General features: G+C 69.1%; 5 protein-coding genes and 1 pseudogene. 3 read left to right on the top strand and 3 right to left on the bottom strand.

Annotated features, from left to right (window positions below; genetic code table 11):
- The 3 genes and pseudogenes from ACFDS6_RS16690 to ACFDS6_RS16680 all read left to right on the top strand — a co-directional run.
- A pseudogene (locus ACFDS6_RS16690) lies at nucleotides 1–630 on the top strand (ribonuclease E/G); the annotation flags it as partial.
- 167 nt (nucleotides 631–797) lie between these two features.
- Nucleotides 798–2,144 carry a M48 family metalloprotease gene (locus ACFDS6_RS16685; protein ID WP_375273214.1) on the top strand — a complete coding sequence of 449 codons (1,347 nt, stop codon included), beginning with the start codon at nucleotides 798–800 and terminating at the stop codon, nucleotides 2,142–2,144.
- A complete protein-coding gene (locus ACFDS6_RS16680) occupies nucleotides 2,141–2,860 on the top strand; it encodes a DsbA family protein (RefSeq protein WP_375273213.1) in 720 nt (239 codons plus the stop codon). Before ACFDS6_RS16685 ends, ACFDS6_RS16680 begins: the two co-directional genes overlap by 4 nt.
- Nucleotides 2,861–2,906: 46 nt before the next feature.
- Here ACFDS6_RS16680 and ACFDS6_RS16675 read toward each other — a convergent pair whose 3' ends face one another.
- The 3 genes from ACFDS6_RS16675 to ACFDS6_RS16665 form a co-directional block, all read right to left on the bottom strand.
- The gene (locus ACFDS6_RS16675; RefSeq protein WP_375273212.1) at nucleotides 2,907–3,206 is read right to left on the bottom strand and encodes a GCN5-related N-acetyltransferase; all 300 of its coding nucleotides are present in this window, start codon (nucleotides 3,204–3,206) and stop codon (nucleotides 2,907–2,909) included.
- Nucleotides 3,203–3,409: a molybdopterin-binding protein gene (locus ACFDS6_RS16670; protein ID WP_375273211.1), complete on the bottom strand. Its 207-nt coding sequence runs from the start codon at nucleotides 3,407–3,409 to the stop codon at nucleotides 3,203–3,205. The genes ACFDS6_RS16675 and ACFDS6_RS16670 overlap by 4 nt, the downstream gene beginning before the upstream one ends.
- A gap of 196 nt (nucleotides 3,410–3,605) precedes the next feature.
- On the bottom strand, nucleotides 3,606–4,255 hold a 650-nt coding region (locus ACFDS6_RS16665; RefSeq protein ID WP_375273210.1), incomplete at its 5' end, for an FAD-dependent oxidoreductase.

The raw sequence follows: 4,255 nt of genomic DNA, 5'->3' as shown, positions 1-4,255 counted from the left end.
CGCCGCAACCGTCGCGGTCGCCGCCGCGACGGGCAGGCCGCTCCGACGAGCGAGGACGCGAGCGCCGACGCTGCCGAGACGGACCCCGCACCCGAGGTCGAGCAGCCACCCGCGGCCGAGGCCGAGGCGGAGACCGCTTCGATCGTTGAGCCCGCGGTCGAGCAGCCCGCAGCCGAGGAGCCGGCTCCCGAGGCCGTCGCCAAGCCCAAGACCCGCCGGCGCCCGCGCGCGCGCGCGGCGGAGACAGCGGTCGAGGCTCCGGTGACCCCGGCCGAGCCGGTGAGCGAGGAAGCGGCCGAGGCGCCCGCCAAGCCGAAGCGGACGCGGCGCAAGAAGGCTGATGCGCCCGCCGTCGAGGCCGCCGACGCCGCACCGGTCGTCGACGGTCTTCCGGCACCCGATGCCGCTCAGGAAGAGGCGGCACCGCCCAAGCCCAAGCGGACGCGCCGCAAGAAGGCTGATGCCAATCCCGCCGAGCCGGCCCCGGCCGAGCCGGTCGAGGCGAGCGCCCCGGCGGACGAGGCACCAGCCTCCCTCGAGGCAGAGGCGGCAAACGACGAGGATGGCGCGTCCGCCGAGGCGGACAGCACCCCGCGGCGCGGCTGGTGGCAGCGCACCTTCGGCAACTGATCGCCGACTAAAGGTGGTCACGTCGCCCGGGCGCTTCAGCGATGGTTAAGCACCATCGCGGCAAGCGCCCGGGCGATGCGCTGCTATGATCCCGCGCCGTTCGGCGCTACGGTGACGCCCATGCGGCTAACCTCGTCTTCGGCTCCGACTCGGGTGAGTGTCGCGCGATGATTCATCGGCTCGTCACGCTGGTCGCCGGCGCTGCCATGCTGGTTGCAGGGCCCGTTCAGGCGCAGTCGCTGCTGCGCGATGCCGAGACGGAAGCCTTGTTCCACGACATGTCGGCGCCGATCGTGGTCGCCGCTGGGCTGCGACCGAACGACGTGCAGTTCGCGCTGGTCAACGACGGGTCGATCAACGCCTTCGTCGTAGGCGGGCAGACGGTGTACATCCATTCCGGGCTGATCGAGGCCGCGGACAACGTGAACCAGGTTCAGGGCGTGATCGCGCACGAGCTGGGTCACATCGCCGATGGTCACGTCGCCAACGCCGACGCGGGGCAGAAGCCCGCGATGGCGATGTACCTGCTGTCGATGGTGCTTGGCCTCGCGACCGCTGCAGCCGGCGGGGGCGCCGCGGGCATGGGTGTGATGGCGGCGGGGCAGCAGGCCGCGATGGGCAGCTACCTTTCGTTCACCCGTACGCAGGAGGCGACCGCCGACGCCAGCGCGATCAAGTATCTCAAGACCGCAGGGATCTCTGCCAAGGGCATGCTGACGTTCTTCAAGACGTTGCAGCAGCAGGAATATCGCTACGGGCTCGCCAACATCGACCCGTTCATGCAGTCGCACCCGCTGTCGGGCACGCGTATCGCGACGCTCGAAGGCGACGTGAAGGAGTCGCCGTTCTACGACAAGCCGATCGACCCGCAGTTGCAGGAGCGGTTCCGCCGCGTGAAGGCCAAGCTGCTCGGCTATGTCGCCGATCCAAAGCGGACGCTGAACGAGTATCCCGACAGCGATCAGACGATCTACGCGCATTACGCGCGCGCCTACGCCTATCACAAGGCGGGCTACCCCGACAAAGCCGACGCGGAGGCCGCCGCACTGATCAAGGCGAAGCCGGACGACCCGTATTTCCAGGAAATCGTCGGGCAGATCATGCTGGAGGCGGGGCACCCGAAGGACGCACTGGTGCCGCTTCGTGCCGCCTACGACGGAACGCGCAGCAATCCGCTGATCGGTACAACCTACGGCCACGCGCTGATCGCGACCGAGAACCCGGCCAATTACGACGAGGCGAAGCGCGTGCTGCGCACCGCGGTGCAGCGCGACGACGAGAATCCGTTCGCCTGGTTCCAGCTCGGCACCGTGTACGAGCGGACCGGCGACGAGGCGCGTGCGGCGCTCGCGGGCGCCGAGCAGGCGAGCCTCACCGGCGACAGCAGGACCGCGGCGATGCGCGCGCGCGTCGCGCTCGCGGGCATACCCAAGAATACGCCCGACTGGATTCGGGCGCAGGACATTTCGATGACGTCGCAGGACGTGATCGACAAGGGCAAGAAGCGGCGATGAACCGGTCGACCCTGTTGGGCATGGTGGCGCTCGGCGCGGCGTTCGGCGCGGGCGGCATGTTCCTCGCCGATCGCATGGCGCCCGGCGACCTGAACGGTGCGGACAAGGCGCGGGTCGAGCGCGTCGTGCGCGACTACGTCCTCGCCAACCCCGAACTGATCCCCCAAGCGATGCAGAAGCTGCAGGAGCGCGACGCGGCCAGGGCAGTGGCGGCGAGCCGCGGCGCGATCGAGCAACCCTATGCCGGCGCGTGGATCGGCAATCCCAAAGGCGACGTGACGCTGGTTGAATATTACGACTACAATTGCGGCTTCTGCCGCGCGACGCTGCCGGTGTTGCAGAAGCTCGTCGATCAGGACCCGCAGCTGCGAATCGTGTTCAAGGAATTGCCGGTCCTGTCCGAGCAGAGCCGGGTCGCGGCGCGCGCGGCACTGGCCGCGGCGCGGCAGAACAAGTTCAAGCCGTTCCACGACGCGCTCTACGGCGCGGGCCCGGTCAGCGACGCGACGATCGCGGCGGCGGGCCGTGCTTCGGACGTGGACGTGGCCGCGATCCCGAGCGATGCCGACGCGACGATCCGCGACAATCTGGAAACCGCGGCCAAGCTCGGCATCACCGGCACGCCGAGCTGGGTCGTGGGCGATCAGGTGCTAACGGGTGCGCTGCCGATCGATCAGCTGCAATCCGCCATCGCACGCGCACGCGCGACCGGGTGAGCTCTGCATTGCCGTCGCGCGGCCCGGCCAACGCTGCCTGACCAGGTCAGCGCGACGCCTTGCCGCGCCACGCGAGCGACTGGCGATTGAGTGCTGCCAGATCGGCCTCGCCGGCAACGACCGCCTCACCGAGGTCGATTGCGCGGGCAAGCAACGTCGCCTCCGCGTGACGATAGGCGGGCCGCTGCGGGATTGCGTCGTACCAGCAGCCGCCGACGGCGGCGTCGAGGAGGATGCGCTGAAAGCAGTGATCGTTGCGCACCGGCCAGCCGCACTCGCTGGCGAGCGTAGGCATCAACTCGCGCGTCAGCGTCAGCCAGCGCTGCTCGAGCGCCGCGCGCGTCACTTGCCGATCAGGACGTCGCTCGCCTTCACCAGCACCGTTACCTGATCGCCGACCGCGAGGCCGAGCTCGGCGATCGCTTCCTCGGTGATCGAGGAAGTGACCACGTTGCCGCCGCCGATGTCGACCTTGATCGTGCCGTTGACCGCGCCGGGACTGATCGCCGTGATCGTGCCCGAGAACTGATTACGCGCGCTGATCTTCATCTTGAAGGCACTCCTGTAGCGGTCTGACGTCCGGGTACGACAGCTGCAACGCGTCAGCGCACGCGGAGCGGAAAGGCTCGCCCCACTTGCCTATGATCGAACGTCTGAGACGCTGCGCACGAACTGGTCGAGATGAAAAATGGCGGCGGCGCATCGCTGCACCGCAGCCGCCGAGGTCCTCTCGCGTGGCCGCGGATCAGATGTGGATCGGCTTGCCCGTCACCGCCATCGCGGCTTCCTTGATCGCTTCCGAGTGCGTCGGGTGCGCGTGGCAGGTGTAGGCGATGTCCTCGCTCGTCGCGCCGAACTCCATCGCCTGCGCCGCCTGCGCGATCATCGTTCCCGCGACCGATGCGATCGCCCACACGCCGACGACGCGGTCGGTCTTCGCGTCGGCGATGATCTTCACGAAGCCGTCGGGCTCGTGGTTGGTCTTGGCGCGGCTGTTCGCCATCATCGGGAACTTGCCGACCTTCACCTCGCCCTGCTCCTTGGCGAGCTCCTCGGTCAGGCCGACGCCCGCGATCTCGGGCCAGGTGTAGACGACCGAGGGGATGATCGCGTGGTTCACGATGCCGTGCTGGCCGGCGATGTTCTCCGCGACCGCGATCCCCTCGTCCTCCGCCTTATGCGCGAGCATCGGACCCGGGATCACGTCGCCGATCGCCCAGACACCGTCGACCGAGGTGCGGAAGTCGTGATCGGTCTCGACCTGCCCGCGCTTGTTGGGCTCCAGGCCGATCTTGTCGAGCGCGAGGCCGTCGGTGTTGGCGCGGCGCCCGATCGAGACGAGCACGCAGTCCGCGGTCAGCGTCGTCGCCTCGCCACCCGCGGCGGGCTCCAGCG

Source organism: Sphingomonas sp., assembly GCF_042095875.1.
Classification (GTDB): Bacteria; Pseudomonadota; Alphaproteobacteria; order Sphingomonadales; family Sphingomonadaceae; genus Sphingomonas.
This window is presented reverse-complemented; position numbering and strand designations above follow the sequence as displayed.

Bases quoted from the DNA above. Each gene is read 5' to 3' on its own strand.
- ACFDS6_RS16680 (WP_375273213.1), top strand. From the start codon at position 2,141: ATGAACCGGTCGACCCTGTTGGGCATGGTGGCGCTCGGCGCGGCGTTC.
- ACFDS6_RS16685 (WP_375273214.1), top strand. From the start codon at position 798: ATGATTCATCGGCTCGTCACGCTGGTCGCCGGCGCTGCCATGCTGGTT.
- ACFDS6_RS16670 (WP_375273211.1), bottom strand. From the start codon at position 3,409: ATGAAGATCAGCGCGCGTAATCAGTTCTCGGGCACGATCACGGCGATC.